Raw genomic sequence first — 18,863 nt, 5'->3', positions numbered from 1 at the left:
GATTGATTTAAATAAATATGATTTTGCCTATGATGAAGAAGGCAGGATCATTTGGGCTTTATATGATGATATTGAAAAAGGCAAATTAAAAGATCCAAGAGATATAGATTCTACTCCTGAAAGTAGAAATAAATTTGATGATGCTATGGATGGATATAGAAATGGGATGAAAACTAACTTTGATGTAGATACTCCAAATGATTGGAGTGAACAACAAGCTACTTTATTCAAAGATACCCTAGTATTAAGCGCCAAACTAGCAGCCCTCACTCCTCCTCAAGGCTATCCTAATGCCCCTTATTATTTTACACCTGAAAGATTAGAATGGATTTATAAAAGAGGATATTTAGACAAACTTCTTGACCCAAGAATTCCTGCTATTTATAGATATAATTTTCCGCAAGAACTTCGAGCTAAGATAAGAGCTTATGCTAAAGAGCATAATATAAAAGAGTGAACCACAAAAGAAAGGAAAAACAATGCAAAAAATACTTCAAATCAATTTAGAAAAAAGAAAAGCTTTAGAGAATTTCAAAAATCTAGCTTTATTAGGATTAGGTGGAACAATGCTTTTAAATTTAAAAGAACAAGCTTTGGATTTTACTCAAGAATTAACTTATATAAATACTTATGATAAGTATTTAAATTTAAAGCTTGATTCTTTTTATATCCCTTCTACACTTTTATCTTTGCTTCAATTAACTCAAAAAAGCAAAGAAGCTTTTTATATCAATGTTTTAATCAATAGCGATACACATTATAAAAATCCTTTATTACAATATGCTATTACCCAAAAACAAGAACAAGAAAATATCGTTTATGCTTTAAAAAATAATGAAAATATTAATGCTTCTTTTACTAATCTTAATGCTTTAAAATTAGCCTTAGAAGAAAAGAATTTTTATCTTAATTTTATAGACTTAAACAGCAAAGAAAGTCTTTTAAGTTTTTACAATCAAATATTAAGCAATCATCATCTTAAAGATTATTTTTATATAAAAAATAATCAATTTTTTATTAAAAAAGATATAAAAAATAAAATTGTATTTCATAATATAAATTCTTCTTCTATTATAAGTAATTATCTTAGATTGTTAAATGATTTTAATACTTTAAGCAAGATAGAACTCATAAATATATTAGAAAGTTTAAGTTTATACAATCTTTCAACTTTAATGCAAACTATACAATCAAAAAATGAATATAACTCAAAAGACTTTGATAAAGATAGTATCTTTTTATCTAATATGATTATGAATGTGAGATTGAAGTAAAAAGATAGTAGATTTGGTAAATTTAAATCTTGTTAAGTTTATTATTTAGTTCAAATAAAAAATATAAAAAAATATAGAAATTCAATAGAAGAAGAGAAATTTAGTTAAAAGTTTGTTTGGTAAGCCACAAGGGGAAACTCACCCCCAAAGGGGCAAGGCTAATAAGCCTTGACAGTAATTATACAAAGTAGTATAATTATAAGTATGAGTCGTGTCATATAGTTCACCCCCTTTCTAGGGTGTGATTATGCCACAGGGTTGCAGCCTTGTGGCAAAACCCTTAATGCAATTATACCAAACAAATTCTTTAGCTTCTTAATACATTTTATTTATGATTGAATCTTATCTTTTAGCATAAGCAAGAAAAATATAAACTAAAAAATAAAATAAATCAATAGAAAGGAAGATAGGCTTAGTTAAAAGTTTGTTTGGTAAGTCAAAGGGATTGTTCTAAACCCTGCAAAAGCAGGGGATACTCAAGAAGCCTTGACATAGCAAAGCATTAAGAGTATAATTATTAGAACAATTTTGAGCATTAAAACTCACCTCCCTTCTGGGCGGTAAATTTAACGCTAAAGGGTTGCAGCCCTTTGGCGTTGCACCCTTTTATAATTATACCAAACAAACTCTTTAACTTCTTTAATATAGTCCATGAAAAGATTTTACTTGTTATTCCTTAGCACTTTGTTTTTTGCACCTTCATTTTTATTTGGTGCAAATATTAAAAATATAAAATAATATAGAAATTCAATAGAAGAAGAGAAGTTTAGTTAAAAGTTTGTTTGGCAAGCCAAAGGGATTGTTCTAAACCCTGCAAAAGCAGGGGATACTCAAGAAGCCTTGACATAGCAAAGCATTAAGAGTATAATTATTAGAACAATGTTTAGCAATTTAATCACCGCCTTTCTAGGTTATGATTAATGCCAAAGGTAGCCGCCTTTGGCATCTACCTTTTATAATTATACCAAACAAATTCTTTAGCTTCTTTAATATAATCCATGAAAAGATTTTACTTGTTATTCTTTAGCACTTTGTTTTTTGCACCTTCATTTTTATTTGGTGCAACTGAAATAGCTAATAGCAATTTAATTTATACTTGGGGTTATGGCGATGTAATGAATGAAATCATGCAAGCTGTTAAAGGAATAACCACTGAAACAAGTTATATCGTTAATGCAGCCTTAGCTATTTCATTATTGCTTTTTAGTATTAAAAAAGCAATGGATGGACAAACAAATCCTGTGTTTGAATTTGGAAAAATGTTTATACTTTTTGCTGTAGTGTGGCACATGTTTTTAAGGGCGCCAAATGACAATAATCACCGCTTCATGATTCACGATGAAGTAACAAGTAAAGATTATGTCATTTCTCAAATTCCTATAGGCATAGGAAAAAGCTTTGCATTAATGACACAATTTGAGAAGGTTATCCTAGAAGCTATGGAAAAACATTTTTCAACTCCACAATCTACAAATTTTTCTAACGCAGGTTTAGGTTTTTCACTTCAAGTGATGAGTACTTTACCAAGCGTAAAGCTTTCGGCTATTGATGCAACTTTGCAAAAAAATATTGATTTTTACTTTAGAAACTGTGTTTCAGTAGGTATCTTACTTGATCAACAAGGTAGAAATCTTTTTCAAAATTCTGATAATTTAATGCAAGATCTTTTCACAAATATAGGCAATGGCTCTCAGCTTACTCCTTTGTTTAAAAATAATAATAATGTTGAAGAACAAAGTGTTGTGCCTTGTTCTGATGCAGGTCCTCAAATCGTTGAAATGATTCAAAACGATACAGATGAAGCTATGAAGATTCATGCTGCTTTGCTTGGTATGGTAGATGATATGACAAATTATGAGCAAAAGTTCTTAGGCGCTGCACAAATCTATAACGAACAAGCTGTAAGTGCTAGATCTTATTTACAGCAATCCATGATAATGCTTGCTTCTCAAGATGCAATCATTAATACCGCTAAATCAGCAGGATTAAATCCTGCTTCTGTGGCTGCAAATACTGCTTATGCGGATCAGCAATTTTACGCAAGTATGCAAGCACAAGGACACATGGCACAAACTTATTTGCCTTTAGCTAAAGCTTATTTAACAGCTATTATCATAGGTTTGTCTTGGCTTGTTGCTTTGCTTTCTATTGTGTTTGGCTCTTACGCACATATTAAGATGTTTTTTACTCTGTGTATTTGGATAGTGCTTTGGACTCCTATACTTTGTATCATTAATTATCTAAATGATTATAATCTTATGAAAGTTGCACAAGTAATAACAGGTGGAAAAGCAGCTTTAAGCTTAGGAGATAACATGCTTATATTCAAAGAAGTAGCAAATAGATCAAATTTCATGAATTATCTTGTAATGAGTACTCCTGTTTTAGCTTATGCAATTGCTAAAGCAAGTGAGCAAGGATTTATAACTTTTGCTTCTGGATTATCTCAAGCTCTAACAGGTGCTTCAAGAGCTGCTGGAAGCTTTGCAAATCAGCAAGCCTTATCTACACAAACTAGCATTGCTGCTCCTAGAGGAGATGAAGTTTGGGCGATGAATGCAGGTTATAATACTCTTCAATATTCGTTTGGTGCAGGTGGTAGAAGTTTTATGGGAACAAGAGATATGCAACATGGTGGCGAATTAGTTAAAGATAATATGACTGGAAGTTCCGCTGTAATCAATGCTAATGGTTCTATAGGTAATGCTTCTATTAAAGGTTTAAATGCGGGTATGACTGCAAGCAATTTAGAAACAAGAGCGCACGCTCTAAGTGATGCGATTCAAAATTCTAACCTATCTCAAAGAGCTTTAGAAGTTGCTAGTGGAAAAGGAGATAGCTTAGCCTTATCAGAAAACGATAGAAATACTATCACCAAAGCAACACAACATGCTTTAGCTAATGCTTATTCTAAAGCAACAGGTGTGGATGTATCGCAAGCTTATAAAGATATGATGAGTGGAAGTATTGGCGGTAATCTTAGTGGTGGTTTTAATCTTGGCTTTGGTGGCAAAGGCGGTGATAAAGGGGGAAATCAAGCAAATGCTCAAGCAAGTGGTCAAATAGGAGGTAGTTTAACTACAAATTCAGTAGAATCTGAAGATTGGTATCAAAAACTAAGCAAAGATCAAAAAGAAACCTTTAATAAAACCTTTAACGAAAGTATTTCTAATGAAATTGGTAAAAATAGAGATGCAAGTGCTTCATTTAACAATCTTCTTAAAACAGGAAATGTTACAAATTCTGCTAGTATTAAAAGTTCTATGGATAGCTATAATGAAGCTAAAACGCTTAATAATTCAGTGGGTTATGATGGCGGATCATCTATCGTTCAAGGCTATATCAATGAAAATTATGGTGGCGTAGTTAATAAAGAAAATGTGGCTTCTGCTGTGAATGCTGTTGAAAATATGGCTGAAGGGGAGATATGCAAGGCTTGTCACATTATGCAGGAGTGGATTCTAATGTCAATTCAAGTGGATTGCACGAGCAAACAAAACATAATTATTATGATCCAAAAGGCACTATGACTGATCACAATAAAGCCATAGATGATTTAAATTCAAGACAAAAAGGCTTTATGGCAACAAGAAATGCTCCTACTAAAGTTGAATCAGAAGGATTAGCATTTGATGTAGAAAAAGCAGCAGGCGCAGCTGAGAAAAAAGCAGGAACTGCTATCAAAGAAAGAAATGAAAAAATCAATGATGCTTATAAATAATAATGCACTGAGTCTAGTTTTAACTAGGCTTAGTGGCGATTAGTAGTATAGTATATATTTTCTGGCAGAAAGCTATATGCTGGATCATTAATATAATCACTTTCAAAAGTTGATGAGCGTGATCTTAATGAGTCATCAGTATCTTTAACATTCTCTTTTAAAAACTTCTTGATTTTCAATAATGTATTTTTAGAAAACAATTTGCTTAACCTATCTCTGATTAAATACAAAAGACAACAAGTTATTAAAACACTAACAATAGATGCAAGTACTGCTAAATAAATAATTAAGTGCGCTTTATCCATCTTTATTCCTTTCAATATTTTTTAAATAACTTACTATGACTACCTAGTTTTAAAATATTTAGCTCTAACTCATTATTATGTTTTTGATAAATTAATAACAAGTTAGACTTTATATGACATTCTCTAAAATCTTTTAATACACCTTTTAATTGATGATCTTTATATTTAGGTTCTAAATTCTCATCATTAGAAAGTTTTACAATAACTTCATCAGTTATTTTACGCTCTTCATCGCTTATTTTTTTGTAAGCTTTTATAAAATCTTTATGGTAATAAATTTTATATTTTACCATTTTGATAAGCTTTCACAAAGTCTTGATGCGAATTAAAGCTTAATGCAGTATTGACTTTTTTTTCTTTATCAAGTTCTTTGCTTGCATTTAATATCTTACTTTCAAAACTACTCAACTTAGGCTTAGAAATTTTACATTTGGCATTTATGCTTTTTGCTAAACCCTTGAATGCAGGTAAAAAATCTTCATTAACATTTTCAATAATAAGGGTCATAAGCAACTCCTTTCTCAATTTATATAACATAATTATACCATTTTTAATAATTTTTGCAAGTATTTATACTATAAAATGCCTATTTTTTAGGAGTTTGAAACGGATTTTTTTTATTTAACTATGTCAATTTTTAGGTGCTTATTTTATAAGATTTTATAGCACTATTTGCAAGATCAGCTAAGAATTTGCTTCTATTATCGCTTATTGTATCTATTGCCTCTACTAAGCTTTTAGGCAAGGTAATATTAATTCTAATTTTTGCTTCATTATCAATAGGTTCTTTAATATAATCACCTTTTTCAAGCATAACTTCTAATGCTCCTTTAAATGCTTCTTTGAGATCTTTTAAGGCTTCTATTTCATTTTCACCATCTCCCATAATATAAGGGAAATCTTTATATCTTGCAAAATATCCTCGGCCATCTTTTTCATCAAGTTTTTTTATAATAATTTCATAAGGTAGATTAAGATAGTAATCTAAGTCTTTCATCATTCATTCTCCTGTTATAGCTTTTAAAACCATTTTGACATATATAGCCTTTATAGGGCGTTTAAATGAAATAGTAATAAGATCACATTCTTCTTTTCTGAATTGATAATGTAATCCGCCTTTATTAAAACATTCATAACCTTCGCTTTCTAATAAAATCTTAAGCGTTTCAAAGGGCACATTGTTAGGATTATTTTTTAAATCTTTAATAATTTTATCTTTTTTACTCACTATAATATCCTTATGAGTATGTATTATACACACTTTTTATTAAGTATCACTTATAAACCGAACGCAATTCTTTTAATCTTGTTGTCTTTGTATGTTTAAAGGGGCTTTTCTGTCCTGCGGTTTTGCTAAAAATACTTCCATTTTAAACTTAAAAAACCTAAAGTTTAGATATAATCTCACAAAACGCTTACTATGTCGTTTCATAGTTAAGCCTTTAGGGTTATTTCCGCCAAGAGTTAAAACTCAAGGCGGATTTTTATGAAGGAAAGATTTAAAATGAGAAATTTAACTTTAGAAGAAAATATATTTTTAGCAAAAAGAAACCTTGTAGATATTATTTGGAAATCCGCGAATTTAGAAGGTGTAAATGTTACTTTTCCTGAAACTCAAATGATTATAGATGGCTTTAGTGTTCCTGATAAAACAATACAAGATTTAACAATAATTTTAAATCTCAAAAGAGCTTGGAATTATTTGTTTGATACCATTAATGAAAAAGTTAGTTTGAGTTTGATACAGGACTTTAATAGGATTGTAGGCAGAGATTTGGTTCATAAATTAGGATTTTTAAGAACAGCTGATGTTAAAATAAGTGGAACAAATTTTAAACCAAAATTACCTATTGATTATGAGGTTAGTAAAAATATAGAAACAATTTTAAAAAATGAAAATAAAAAAGAAGTAGCATTGGATTTGATGCTATATCTTATGAGAAGTCAATTATTTTTTGATGGAAATAAAAGAACTTCAATGCTAATTGCTAATAAAATTTTAATTGAAAATGGATTCGGTATTTTGGCAATTGCTAAGAATGATATGAATGAGTTTTTTACCCATCTTGTTAAATTCTATGAAACAAACAATAATTATGAAATAAAACAATTTTGTAAAGAAAATTGTATTGAAACAATGGTTTTTCATAATGATGAAGAAAAAACAAATTATAGGAAAGAATTGAGATAACACTCAAATTTTCATATAAAACATTAAAACTTATTCATTCAAAAATACTATAATTAAAGCGTATTAAGCATGGCTACTCTTTCGGTTATAAGAAGGAGACATGATGAGTAGTCATTGATTTTTTAGTTCTTGTCTTAGAATTAATTAACGAGATAATCAAGCTTGTTGATTATCTCACTTAAAAAACCGTTGAAAATTCTATAAAAACCACACTTAGTCTAAGCTTAATACAATTGTAACAAAAAACACTTAACCGAAAGAGGTGTGGCTTTCGGCTATTTGTTCTTGCAAAGTCTTTATCGTTAATATGTTCTATTGTAAAACTTCTATAAAAATTTCTTTACTTTTTAGTTTCTCATAAAAATTTTTTCTTTTATTGGGGTCGTTTGTAGTTACAATGGTAAATCCTGCTTGTTGAATTTTCATGAGAATTTCTTTTGAAATATTCATACTATGGAATAATTTTTTAAAATGTTCAGGTGTCATTACTACTGCTCTAATATAATGAAAAAATGGATTACCATTTTCTTTATTTTTATTATATTGTATAGTATTATTAAACACTATGTCACTGCTGTAACTAATGTTTTGGAAATTATCTTCTTTGATACGCTTTCTCATCTCATTATAAAATGAAGTTAATTTGTTATTCTCATCTTTAATAAGATTAAGTATAGGATCTGGAATTTTATCTAAATATTGATTTTTTTCATCGAAATTATCCACATTAAAAGAAGTAATATAGTAAGATTTATCCATTGCTAATATTATAGAAGTTGAAGGATAATTTTTATCATAACCATCAAAATATAAATTCACATTTACATCGTGATATTGATAACGAAGTTTAATACAGTTTCCGACTTTTTTATATTTAGCATTATTGTACTTCTCTAATAAAATACCTAAAATAATAGTATCACTCATTTACACTCCTTGAAAACGAAAATCTAAATATTATGTTATTATACAATCAACATTTTAGAGCAATACTAAATATAAACTAAATTGACAATTTTTTAATTGTATGATATAATTTAAAATCATTATAAGGGCGGATCGAGATCGCCCATCTTAAATATTATTTTAAGTAGCTATTTAAATCTTTTTCAAAACTCTCTATTAAATCACTTAAAAAAGCATTGATTTTATTTGGCATAACGCCTATAAAGGTATTATGTGATTTTGTGGTGATTCTAGGAGCTAAAGCCTTTTGATTTGTTATTTTTGTTTTATATAAATTTTCCCAGTGAAAACTTCTATTTCTGATTGTGAGTAAAAGGTTAAGAACAATATTTGCTTTTTCTATATTGCTAAAACTATTTTTATATTTTTTATTATTTACATAGTGAAAGTAATATTCTTTGTTGTGTGCATAATATTTTTTAAAATTTATATTAGAAGAATTAATTATTTTTGCCTCTAAGTGTTCTAGCTTAATTATAAATATTACATCTCCTGAAGAAATTCTTGAAATGAGTTGATTGTTATCTAATATTTCTTTGTTTTGCAGTTTAATTATTTTTGTTTGATGTTTTCTTCGTTATAATTTCTTAACCATTCTAAATCTTTTTCTTTCATATGTTTATCTAGTAAATTTCTTAATACTAGTTCAAGTATTGCTATTTTTGTTGTTATACTTGCAATCATTTTTAAATTATCAAAATGTTCGTAAATATTATTATAAGATTCTAATCTTTCTTTAGAAAACAAATATTCAAGATCGGTCTGTTCTGTTGGCATGAATTTCTCTAATATTGGATTAATATTCTTAAATCATATCAAATTTTTACAAAAAATATTATTATTCACACTTGTAGGTACTTTTTTCAAGCTTTCTTTCCATTTCTTTTTTTGGAAATAAAATTACATGATAAAATAGACTTATCTAAAAAGCCTATTTTATCAATGTTTTCACTTTCAAATAGTGTTTTTTACCCATTCAGATTCAACTATTGAAAGAACTCTTGCGGTTTTGTAAATATTATCATGCGGATTTAGTATAGTTCTCACGGCGTAATACTGTTCGTTTTTTACCTCTTCTTTTTCAACTACAACTATCGTATCAACTGATTCTTCTTGAAGTTTCAAAGGAATGTATAAAACTACCCTTTGCTTATAAGCTGCAGGAATAATCATCTTTTGAAGATTATAATTATCTTTGATGATTTTCAATTCACCATTAATAATGTGTCCTATGAACCTATCATTTAGTTTTTTCACAATTTCAGGTAATCGCTCTTTTCTCTCAAAAAGATGCAAATGATTTACTCTAAAATCTAATTTACTATCAAAAATGATTTCATTTTTGAATGTATCATAATCGCTTAAAGATTTAGGTATTTCTAAATCATCTAAAACTCTATCTCCATTAGAACAAAATTTTCTAAAAATATATCCTCCATTTTCCTGCTTTTCAAAGCATGCAAATATTGGAAAAACACCTGTACTATACAAACCTGTATTGAAACATGCCTTTGTTTTGTCTTTATTATAAGTAATAATATCAGGATAGCTTTTATTTTCGTAAATGAACTCAAAATATTTAAATAGATAAGAAAATAAAATATTATTTCCGTTTCCCCAAAATTCTTTTTGAGCTATATTGGAAAGCTCTTGGAGTGTATTTAGAAAATTTGGAAAATAGGCAAATTGAAACAACAAAGGTTTCTCTTCAACTTTGTTTTGAATTTGATCACGATTTGAAGTCTTGTTTCTTGTGGTAGCTTTTTTAACATAAACTAAAGAAGGTTCGTTTTCATCTTTTTCAAGATCAAAGCCTGCTTCTATTAATGCCTTACTACAATTGATTTTTAAATCATATTTTCTTTTCAAATATTGACTGATATGCCCTGTAGTAACATGGTCAAATTTAGTTTTACTATCTTCATAGGCTTCTAAAATTAATTTTTCTATGTTTTTTTCACGCTAAAAACCTAATTGTCCTTTCTTATAATCTTCTAAACCTTTCAATAGTCCAAAAAGTATGTCAGAATCAACCGCTCCTTCAATAGGAGTGCCTATTACTTTTCCTGTTGGAGTTAAAATATAAGCTATTGCGAGTTAATTACAAATCAACTAAATAAAATACATATATTACAAGTTGTTTTCAAGCAATATGTAATTTTGTTTCAATATGTGATACAACTTTACTTCAAGTATAGTTTATGTTTATGTAATTTTTATTTCAACTTCACTACACTTTTACTACAACATAACTACAACTTGAGTTCAACTTTATTACAATTATTTTCAACATAACTACAATTTGAGTTCAACTTTATTACACTTTCACTACACTTTAACTACAAAAATGTGAAAATTTGCATGTTTTTTGAAGTAAAAGTGTAGTTAATATGTAGTTAATGTTATTTTTACTATAACTTGAGTGCAACTTTATTACAACTTAACTACAAAAAAGAGTTTGTTTAAAATACTATTTTATAGGGTTTTTAATATTAATTTAATTTTTATTGTTGAAAAAATATACTAAAAAGTGTAATAAAAAAAATAAAATATCAATATTCAGGGCTTATTATGCTAAAACCCTTATTTTTAGGCTCTTTTGCTTTTTTTGAAAAAAATGTAAAAAGTTGAGCCAATGAGCATAATGCAATAATATAGCCTAAATATAGGCGTTTAAATCTTATTGTTGTAGGCAAATTATGCTAATGTTTTACCGACATTTTGCGATTTGTAAAAAGCTTTTAAAATATCTATTTTGTAGGTTTTTAAGCATTGTTGATAATCGAGTTATTGTGTAAGATTTTTGGCAAAAATAGACTTTAGAGCTAAAAACTGCAAAATTTTCTTCATGGCGTGTATTTTTGATTGTGCTTGATTTATAGCGATAATATGAGAGCTAGGGCTTATTTTAGAAGTTCTTGCGAATTTTCAAAAATGCTTTGCAGTTTTGAAATGGGCTGTGGTTTTTGTTTTGTGTTGCGATTTTTGTAGGTTTTTTTGTGTTTTTTTGATTGCAAGTGGGTATCTTGAATGGATATAGGGTTTAAAATGACAGAATTAGCCTTTAAAAGGCAAAATGATTTTTTTAATGGTTTTTATCGTTTTAGGGTTATTTTTTTGATTTTTGGGTGTTTTTTGAAAGAATATCGATTAGTGTTTCAAAATCTTGGATTTCTGATTTGGTGATTTTGAATTTGTCTTTGAGAGTTAAAAACTGATAGGCTGAAACTATATCAAGCTTTGAGTATTTGGCTTATAAATCGATAATGCTCTCATGGTTTTTAACTCTTTTTAGTTTGGCAATAAAAGTGTTTTTTGTTTTTTTGATATAAGACATAACAGCAGGTGTCATTTTGCTTTTGTTTTCTTCAGTTTTGCCGTAGATTGAGAGTATGAATGCTAGACAGCTAGTTATATTGACAAATAATTTGTCGTTTTTCTCTTTGTGGATTATTTTGTTTAGGTATATTTTGGTAAACCAAGTTTCTATGACTTTGTGCATTTTGTTTTTTCGCTTGGGCGTGTATTAGTTTTAGACATAAGTTTTCTCCTGTGTTTTTAGTGCTTTATGAAATTAAACCGTATTTTTATTTAACTTGGGTATGAAATGAGTATTTTTATATATCAGGGAAAGTTTATACTAGAAATATGTTTAAAAAGTGGCAAAGATAGGGAGAGAATGAGAGAAAGAATGAGGTGATAAATAAGGTGATAAATGAGAGAAAGAATGAGTATAAAGGCTATAAGGATTTGTGTTAAGGATAGCGTTAAGATGAGATTTGAATGCGTAGAATGCAAGATAGGGAAGAATGGGAGATGGGGTATAAAGGGGGTGATAAATGAGGGGATAAATGATGAAAATTATTCAATGAAATGTAGCGGATAAAGAAGGGGAATAAATGAGGTGATAAAGGGTGAGAAGAATACTTTTCTATTTCAGGGGCTAAAAATACTTTAGGTTAGGTACAAAAATGGCAATATTATTAACGAAATTAATGAATGTTAGGTATAAAAATTTTTTGGGTGTATTTTTTAAAAAAAGACAAATCGCAATAAGCTATGTTATAAAGTCCCTAAAAATAGGCATTCTTTACTTTAGGGTAGGTATAAAAATGTCATTGCTTAAGGCTAGACTTTTTAATGCTTAATTAAAACTATTTTTGTCTTTTTGTGGGTTTGGATTTGGAGTATTTTTTAATTGAAAAATTTACAAAAATTTTAGAGTAAAGATAGGTAAAAAAATAAAAATAAAAATAAAAATAAAAAATGATAGATAAAAAAAACAAAAAAATAAATCAAAATAAATATAGTTTTGCTGTAATTTTCTCTTTGAATTTTTGCTCGTGAAAAGTACAAGATAATTTTTTTATTTTTTTAATCATATAAAAAACAATATTTTTATATGAAAATTCACAGAAAAAAAGATAAAATTTTAATACTAATTTTAATTAATTTTATTTTAAGTCTAAAATATATAGAGATAAAAGTAGTATAAAAAATACACTATTAAAAAAATACTTATTTTTTTACTTGTTTTTAATTGATTTTTATATCTAAAATATTTTTTCTCATAAAAACATGATTACTCGTTTATATAGATAGACTTTTCAAGCTTTCTTTCCACTTCTTTTTTCTTTTTTTTCAATTGCTTCATCAAATCCTTTAAGCACTGAAAATGGAGCAAACTGTGCCGCTCTTTTTTCTAATGGCATAAGAGGATATTTTGTAGATTTTTTGTATTTAATATTAATAATATCATCTTGGTTATTAGGCATTGTGTCCTCCTATTTGCGAATTAATTTTTAAGCCATTTTCAAGACTCGAGGCTTTAAAAATAGATTTTTTTCCATATTTGTGAACAATCGTGAGTCTAGCTTTTTGTAATTTCTCTTCTTTTATAAAATTTTTATTTTCCTTCTGTTCTAAGTCAGTAAAAAGACTGGGTTCTTTAATTTTTTTATCGTGTCATTTTTTACAACATTATTAAGAGTAAGACTTATTTTTCTAATTAAAAAATCAGCATTAACTATTAAATCAAACAATTCTAAACCTTTATTGCAAATAGTTTCCAAGGAAGAGCTGTGGTAATCCAAATTGATTGTTGAATGTGCATTTTTTGGAATAGATCTTCCATAGGAATCTTTGCTCATTGGACCATTGTAGCTTTGTACCTTTTCTAAGCTTTCTTTATCATATTGTACATCTAAAATGATTTGATTGCATGTTAAATTTTGCTCAATTAGCTCAAGAACCATATGATCGACGATTTCTTTAAGCATATCTCTAGCTTTTTTAAAACTATAAGGTTTAGGCAAAACCTTAGCCATTACCTTAGAGATATGTTTGCTTTTATATTCTTTAATAGCTTGTGCATTGTACAGCTTTCAAACCCCCAAGCATGATCGATTAATAACTCAGCATTTACTCCAAAAATTTGATAAAGTTTATCCTCGTTATTAAGAGAGTATCTTGCTAAATCTCCCATATTGTTAATGCCTATGCTTTTTAGTTTTGTTGCATATCCTTTGCCTATACGCCAAAAATCATTTATGGGCGTGTGTTGCCATAATTTTCTTCTATAAAGCATTTCATCCAAATACCCTATGCAAAGTCCATCTTTATTAATATTTTGTTTTTTGGCTAATATATCCATTGCAATTTTTGCTAAGTAAAGATTTGTTCCTATTCCCGCAGTTGCTGTTATTTGAGTTGTTTTTAAAATTTCAAATAATATGTTTTCAATGAGTTTGTCAGCAGATAGCTTATAATGTTTGATATAAGGAGTTAAATCAATAAATACTTCATCAATGGAGTAAATATGAATGTCTTTTGGATCAAAATACTTTAAATAAATACTGTAGATTTTAGAACTATAGTCTATATATGTTGACATCCTAGGTTTTGCGACAATGTAATCAAGCTCTAAATTGGGATTATTTATTAGTTCAAGATGATTGTATGATTTTGCACTGAAATATTTAGCAATTTTTAAGCGCTCGTAATTGATTGTTTTTACTTTTTGTATTAACTCAAATAGTCTTAATCTGCCTGATATATTATAAGATCTTAATGCGGGAGATACCGCAAGACATATTGTTTTTTCGGTTCTACTTTCATCCGCAACTACAAGATTGGTATTTAGAGGATCTAATTTTCTTAAAATGCATTCAACAGAAGCATAAAATGACTTAAGATCTATAGCTGCATATTTTTGCGTATTATCCATATTTTCACATTTGTATATAATAATTATTTTTTAATTGTATAAAAAGAATTTTAATAGACTAAGATTGTTAATTTTTGGTTCTTGTTTTGGAATTAATCAATAAAACAATCAAGCTTGTAGATTTTTTCATCTAAAAATTTTATCAAAAACCATGCCTTGTTTAAAATTACATAGTATTACTCAATATTATGCTTTTATATATTTAAATCGAGCGAGCAAAGTATACGAAAAGATTTATATCAAGTTTAATTTTAAATGATAAAATTTAAGCTGAAATAATGATAAAGTTTTTTGAAAATGCTGATTGTAATAAAAAGTTACATTAATATAGGCAAATGAAATTTTCTGCTATTTTTTTTAATAATAATTGCTATTGATAAAATAAAAATCTGCCTTATTTTATACATGGAAAAATCTCAAAATCTTTATCACTCATTTCATTTTTCGCTATTTAAGAAAAAATGAAACTGTTATAATAAGGATCTTGCTTTTTATATAAATCATAAACCAAAATACCAATAAATTAAAAAAAGAAAGAGAAAATTAGTTGAAAAACAAATCTTTTAAAAAGACAGGAGAAACAATGAAAAAACTTAGAAAAATATAGAAAAGAAATATTTAAAGATAAAACTTCTGCTTACAGCATTACATAGCATTATGCCAAAAGATATAAAGGAATAAAATGAACGAAGTGCAATTTGACAGCTGGAACGAACAAAAAAAGAGCTTAAACAAAGTAAAATTAATCAGAAAAGTTAGTGTAAAAAAAGATTTATTGGCTTAGCATTGGTTTAAATATTGGTGCTGAAGTTTAAGGTAAAAATGAGTTTTTTACGCGTCCTGTTTTGGTAATAAATAGTTTTTATAATGGCACATTTTTAGGCATACCTTTAAGTTCTAAGACTAAAAACAAAAAAGGCTTTTTATTTCACAAATTTAAGGACAATAAAGGCACTTTACAAGTTGCACTTTTAGGACAAATGAGAGTTTTTGATACTAAAAGGATAAAAACTTACATAGGAAAAATCAATGACAAAGATTTTGAAATGATTAAAAATAAAATAGTAAAAAATATAATAAGCCCTGCACTAAGACAGGGAAACTCAAAAAAATGAGCCAAATCCTTTCATTTCTGAAAAGTAATGAAAAAATTATAACTAAAAAATATTAATCTAAAATAAAGGATTAGCATGACAGAAGAGAAAGAAAATATTATTAAAGAAGTTTGTAAAGAGTTAAACACTACTCAAACTGAATTAGGAAGACAATTAGATGTCTCTGCTTCTACAATAAATACTTGGGCTAGTGGTAAAATTCTAACTTAGTGGATTATATTCTACTGAAGAAATGGGCGTTGGAATGACTGAAACTAGCAATATTATTATCGATATTGAAGCTTGCCAAAACAATACTCATGAAAACAAAAAGAAAGTTGATTTCTCACAAAACTTTTCACAATCAAACGCTACAACTTTTAGCGAAGATGAAAGACAAATTTTGTTATCTTTGGGACTCAAAGTGAAAAATGAAGATGGTTATTATTGAATTGTAAGAAATACCTATGGTTTAAATGAAAAAATCAAGCAATTAGGTTATAGATTTCACTCTGAGAAAAAAAACATGGTGGAAGCAAATTGGAAATGTAGCCTAAGAGCACACATGAAAAATATGTTATAATTTAGGAGTTAAGCATGCAAGGATATGCCATGAAAAAAGAAATTACACTCAATGAGAGCTTTAAAACATTATTGAAAAGTATTTTTTCAGATACTGATCAAGCTAAAAAGCTCATTCAAGCTTTTGAAGAATTTGCTAATGATAGAGCAACAACGCAAAGGCTTAATTTTGGGAATTTAAAGCAAGAAGCCATTGAGCAAATAAGAAATGAGTTGGTTAGCAAGGATTTATTCCAATCTGAGACTAAAGGACTTGAAGCTGAAATCAAACGAATGGAAAGTTCATTAAAACAGCAAGGAATCTATTGGCTAGGAGCTTGTGTTGTTAGCATTGCCACTATAATTTCAAGTGTTTGGGCAATAATGGACTTTATGGTAAAACATTTAAAATAATATTCTCACACTAGAAACAATCTAGTGTAACTTAACCCTAAGGTGGGATATTTTATCCCTTGACTTTTAGCATTTTTTTGTTATAAGATAAGGAGAAAAAAGAAGGATTTTTTCAAAAAAATAGTAATATTTACAAAAATACCCACAAAAGCAATCTTAATATTCATGGAATCTATTGGCATAGGATTGTTTATAAATAGTCTTTATGGTTTACAAACAGGCGATAGTAGAGCTTTTATTATTCTCATCGAAAGTTTGCTAATTTTAACGGTAGTTGCATTATCATCAATCTTTCTTAAAGATTGAACTTTTTTGAAAAAAAGGAGAAAAAATGGATGGTTATAATATAGCTATTTTAATTGGTGCTATCACTTTCGTTTTTGGTACATTGGTTTTAGTAGCTCATTATCTCAATGATAAACACACTAACGAAAGTGAAAACTAAAAACCTTATTGTCTTAGAAATGATTTAAAGATAGACAAAATTAAATCAAAAATTGTAGGCTGTAAAATAAACATTAAAGCAGCAAGAATAATTACATATGTTCTAACTTCTCTTTTAAAACTATCTAGTTTGTTTTCAAGCTTATCAAGTTTAGCACATACTGAATCTTCAGGCTTATCAAGTTTAGCACCTATTGAATATTCAAGCTTATCAAATCTAGTATTCAAAAGATCTATAGTTGGTAATTTAGAAATGGCTTCTTTAAATTCTCTAAAAGATTTGTCTTTTATTTCTTGAGAATTTATTTGACTTTCTTTAGCAAATTCGTTAAGAGCTTTAATGAAATTTTCTTCAGTTTGATCTTTAAAATAGATAGAAAATAAAGCTTTTACACCTTCTGAAATATAATAATTTTTCATATTTATACAACCTTTTTTTAATTATAACATAGCAAATTTAAAAATGCAGTTTTTATAAAAATAAATAGAAATCTGTTTTGATTATATTTTACTCAATATTTTTTATTACATCTATGGTTAGTGAATATAATTAATAATTTTTATAAGGGCGTTTTCTGCTTCTTTGTTTTTATTCTTCTTTTTAAAAGCTACATCACAACACTTTATACTCTAAGCTTTTTAAAAGTACTCAAATAAGATTATCATAATAAATAATAAAAAATCAATTTCTTATTATTTTCATTTTATTTTTTTTCTTTTTTGTTATAATTTATATGTTAAAATAACATATTACAAAGTAAACAATATGGATTTATCTCATTCATATTATTTTAGCTTTTGCAATAGCCGTAGCCATATTTGTTACATTTTATGACTTTGATAAAAAAGATCATCAACATAATATAAAAAAATAATATCCTTAATATTTATAAAAATTAAAAAAAGATTTTAAGTCATTCTAAAAATAAAAATTTATACTATTTTTTAAAGGATTTGCTATGCAAAAAAATATACAAGATTATATTATTGATGTTCATTCTTGTGATCCCCATTCATCAAATGCTTATAAACAAGATTTATTTGCTAAAGATTGTGAGTTTATAGAAAAATGTGGTTTAGATGATATGGTAAAACACAAACAAAGTGATGAAGTTTTTAAAGTGTTTTATAAAAAAGATGATAAAATAAGATTGCTTAGAGTTAGTAATATGCAAGCTTTAAATCGTTTTGATAAACTTAAAGGTGCAATGACAAAAATAATTTTAGATAGTGGTTTTAAACCTGATAAATAAAAAGGATTAATATGTGTAAAGATCAAGAATATATAGAGCAAAGAAAGGTTTTATGGGAAAAAAGTTTTGAAGCCTTTAAAGATGATAAAGTGTATCAAAAAGAACAGCTTGAACTTGCAGAAGCAGGAATTAATGATGGCTTAGAGGAGGATTAATTATATAATTAGCCATATATTTATATTAGTTTTTTTAAAAAACCGTTTTTACTATTCTTTAATCTTTTATATTGTATTTTGATTGTCTTATTTATGTAATTTTATATATAAAAAAAGTTTTTTCCAATTTTACAACAAAACCCTTTATGGTATAATAAAAATAAAAATTATATAAGAAAGGATATAAATGGCTATAAAAATTGAAATTAGCGGATTTGATAAGGATTTTTTACCTGTTTTTGAGAGTTTAGCTAAAAGC

23 protein-coding genes and 1 pseudogene are annotated in these 18,863 nt (G+C 27.4%); 12 read left to right on the top strand and 12 right to left on the bottom strand.

Annotated features, from left to right (window positions below; translation table 11 throughout):
* The 4 genes and pseudogenes from AJ936_RS01535 to AJ936_RS10475 all read left to right on the top strand — a co-directional run.
* A pseudogene (locus tag AJ936_RS01535) lies at positions 1–457 on the top strand (hypothetical protein); the annotation flags it as partial.
* 22 nt (positions 458–479) lie between these two features.
* A complete protein-coding gene (locus AJ936_RS01530; RefSeq protein ID WP_070273984.1) occupies positions 480–1,274 on the top strand; it encodes a hypothetical protein in 795 nt (264 codons plus the stop codon).
* A 998-nt stretch (positions 1,275–2,272) separates the two neighbouring features.
* A complete protein-coding gene (locus AJ936_RS10735) occupies positions 2,273–4,804 on the top strand; it encodes a conjugal transfer protein TraG N-terminal domain-containing protein (protein ID WP_407918710.1) in 2,532 nt (843 codons plus the stop codon).
* Positions 4,801–4,995 (top strand): hypothetical protein, encoded by a 195-nt coding sequence (locus AJ936_RS10475; RefSeq protein ID WP_002881940.1) that lies wholly within the window; start codon positions 4,801–4,803, stop codon positions 4,993–4,995. Before AJ936_RS10735 ends, AJ936_RS10475 begins: the two co-directional genes overlap by 4 nt.
* Positions 4,996–5,024: 29 nt before the next feature.
* On the opposite strand, the gene AJ936_RS01520 is transcribed toward AJ936_RS10475, so the two are convergent.
* The 5 genes from AJ936_RS01520 to AJ936_RS01500 all read right to left on the bottom strand — a co-directional run bounded on the left by AJ936_RS01520 (position 5,025) and on the right by AJ936_RS01500 (position 6,528).
* Complete coding sequence (locus tag AJ936_RS01520) at positions 5,025–5,300, bottom strand: hypothetical protein (protein ID WP_002881941.1); 276 nt, start codon at positions 5,298–5,300, stop codon at positions 5,025–5,027.
* An 11-nt stretch (positions 5,301–5,311) separates the two neighbouring features.
* Positions 5,312–5,593 carry a type II toxin-antitoxin system YafQ family toxin gene (locus tag AJ936_RS01515; protein ID WP_044779584.1) on the bottom strand — a complete coding sequence of 94 codons (282 nt, stop codon included), beginning with the start codon at positions 5,591–5,593 and terminating at the stop codon, positions 5,312–5,314.
* Complete coding sequence (locus AJ936_RS01510; RefSeq protein ID WP_002819580.1) at positions 5,580–5,807, bottom strand: hypothetical protein; 228 nt, start codon at positions 5,805–5,807, stop codon at positions 5,580–5,582. The genes AJ936_RS01515 and AJ936_RS01510 overlap by 14 nt, the downstream gene beginning before the upstream one ends.
* A 130-nt stretch (positions 5,808–5,937) precedes the next feature.
* Entirely contained in the window at positions 5,938–6,297 is a 360-nt protein-coding gene (locus AJ936_RS01505) for a HicB family protein (protein WP_079860289.1), read from the bottom strand.
* Between the two features lie 3 nt (positions 6,298–6,300).
* Positions 6,301–6,528, bottom strand: coding sequence for a hypothetical protein (locus AJ936_RS01500; protein ID WP_002881942.1), 228 nt, complete (start codon positions 6,526–6,528; stop codon positions 6,301–6,303).
* A 276-nt stretch (positions 6,529–6,804) separates the two neighbouring features.
* Between AJ936_RS01500 and AJ936_RS01495 the strand changes: the two genes are divergently transcribed.
* Positions 6,805–7,491, top strand: coding sequence for a Fic family protein (locus tag AJ936_RS01495; RefSeq protein WP_171822127.1), 687 nt, complete (start codon positions 6,805–6,807; stop codon positions 7,489–7,491).
* A 312-nt stretch (positions 7,492–7,803) separates the two neighbouring features.
* Here the strand turns inward: AJ936_RS01495 and AJ936_RS01490 are convergent, their stop codons facing one another.
* The 3 genes from AJ936_RS01490 to AJ936_RS01480 all read right to left on the bottom strand — a co-directional run bounded on the left by AJ936_RS01490 (position 7,804) and on the right by AJ936_RS01480 (position 10,407).
* Positions 7,804–8,418: a DNA repair protein Rad50 gene (locus tag AJ936_RS01490; protein WP_002881945.1), complete on the bottom strand. Its 615-nt coding sequence runs from the start codon at positions 8,416–8,418 to the stop codon at positions 7,804–7,806.
* A 591-nt stretch (positions 8,419–9,009) separates the two neighbouring features.
* Complete coding sequence (locus tag AJ936_RS10210) at positions 9,010–9,234, bottom strand: hypothetical protein (RefSeq protein WP_002861536.1); 225 nt, start codon at positions 9,232–9,234, stop codon at positions 9,010–9,012.
* Between the two features lie 177 nt (positions 9,235–9,411).
* Complete coding sequence (locus AJ936_RS01480) at positions 9,412–10,407, bottom strand: DUF3825 domain-containing protein (RefSeq protein ID WP_044794231.1); 996 nt, start codon at positions 10,405–10,407, stop codon at positions 9,412–9,414.
* A gap of 1,765 nt (positions 10,408–12,172) precedes the next feature.
* On the opposite strand from AJ936_RS01480, the gene AJ936_RS10205 reads away from it, so the two are divergent.
* Entirely contained in the window at positions 12,173–12,343 is a 171-nt protein-coding gene (locus AJ936_RS10205; RefSeq protein ID WP_162844511.1) for a hypothetical protein, read from the top strand.
* Between the two features lie 721 nt (positions 12,344–13,064).
* Here AJ936_RS10205 and AJ936_RS09875 read toward each other — a convergent pair.
* From AJ936_RS09875 to AJ936_RS10465, 3 genes are all read right to left on the bottom strand, one after another.
* A complete protein-coding gene (locus AJ936_RS09875; protein WP_250540841.1) occupies positions 13,065–13,232 on the bottom strand; it encodes a hypothetical protein in 168 nt (55 codons plus the stop codon).
* A gap of 147 nt (positions 13,233–13,379) precedes the next feature.
* The gene (locus tag AJ936_RS10470; protein ID WP_250492793.1) at positions 13,380–13,784 is read right to left on the bottom strand and encodes a hypothetical protein; all 405 of its coding nucleotides are present in this window, start codon (positions 13,782–13,784) and stop codon (positions 13,380–13,382) included.
* A complete protein-coding gene (locus tag AJ936_RS10465) occupies positions 13,784–14,683 on the bottom strand; it encodes a hypothetical protein (RefSeq protein ID WP_250493677.1) in 900 nt (299 codons plus the stop codon). The genes AJ936_RS10470 and AJ936_RS10465 overlap by 1 nt, the downstream gene beginning before the upstream one ends.
* A gap of 845 nt (positions 14,684–15,528) precedes the next feature.
* Here AJ936_RS10465 and AJ936_RS10460 point away from each other — a divergent pair.
* The 4 genes from AJ936_RS10460 to AJ936_RS01460 all read left to right on the top strand — a co-directional run bounded on the left by AJ936_RS10460 (position 15,529) and on the right by AJ936_RS01460 (position 16,752).
* Positions 15,529–15,798: a type II toxin-antitoxin system PemK/MazF family toxin gene (locus tag AJ936_RS10460; protein ID WP_250489376.1), complete on the top strand. Its 270-nt coding sequence runs from the start codon at positions 15,529–15,531 to the stop codon at positions 15,796–15,798.
* A 75-nt stretch (positions 15,799–15,873) separates the two neighbouring features.
* A complete protein-coding gene (locus AJ936_RS01470; RefSeq protein WP_044779626.1) occupies positions 15,874–16,008 on the top strand; it encodes a helix-turn-helix transcriptional regulator in 135 nt (44 codons plus the stop codon).
* Positions 16,009–16,042: 34 nt separating this feature from the next.
* Positions 16,043–16,228: a hypothetical protein gene (locus tag AJ936_RS10455; protein ID WP_250489374.1), complete on the top strand. Its 186-nt coding sequence runs from the start codon at positions 16,043–16,045 to the stop codon at positions 16,226–16,228.
* A 146-nt stretch (positions 16,229–16,374) separates the two neighbouring features.
* Entirely contained in the window at positions 16,375–16,752 is a 378-nt protein-coding gene (locus AJ936_RS01460) for a hypothetical protein (RefSeq protein ID WP_044780706.1), read from the top strand.
* Positions 16,753–17,202: 450 nt separating this feature from the next.
* On the opposite strand, the gene AJ936_RS01455 is transcribed toward AJ936_RS01460, so the two are convergent.
* Positions 17,203–17,616: a hypothetical protein gene (locus AJ936_RS01455; protein ID WP_044779625.1), complete on the bottom strand. Its 414-nt coding sequence runs from the start codon at positions 17,614–17,616 to the stop codon at positions 17,203–17,205.
* A 539-nt stretch (positions 17,617–18,155) separates the two neighbouring features.
* Here AJ936_RS01455 and AJ936_RS01450 point away from each other — a divergent pair.
* Together AJ936_RS01450 and AJ936_RS10195 are read left to right on the top strand one after the other, a co-directional pair.
* Positions 18,156–18,449, top strand: a complete 294-nt coding sequence (locus tag AJ936_RS01450) for a hypothetical protein (protein WP_070273982.1) — start codon at positions 18,156–18,158, stop codon at positions 18,447–18,449.
* Between the two features lie 11 nt (positions 18,450–18,460).
* Entirely contained in the window at positions 18,461–18,604 is a 144-nt protein-coding gene (locus AJ936_RS10195) for a hypothetical protein (RefSeq protein WP_002807233.1), read from the top strand.
* Positions 18,605–18,863: the final 259 nt, after the last annotated feature.

Origin of the sequence: Campylobacter sp. BCW_6877 (assembly GCF_001762445.1) — a bacterium.
GTDB lineage: Bacteria > Campylobacterota > Campylobacteria > Campylobacterales > Campylobacteraceae > Campylobacter_D > Campylobacter_D jejuni.
Note: the sequence above shows the minus strand (reverse complement) of the source record. Positions and strands in the feature narration are given on the sequence as shown.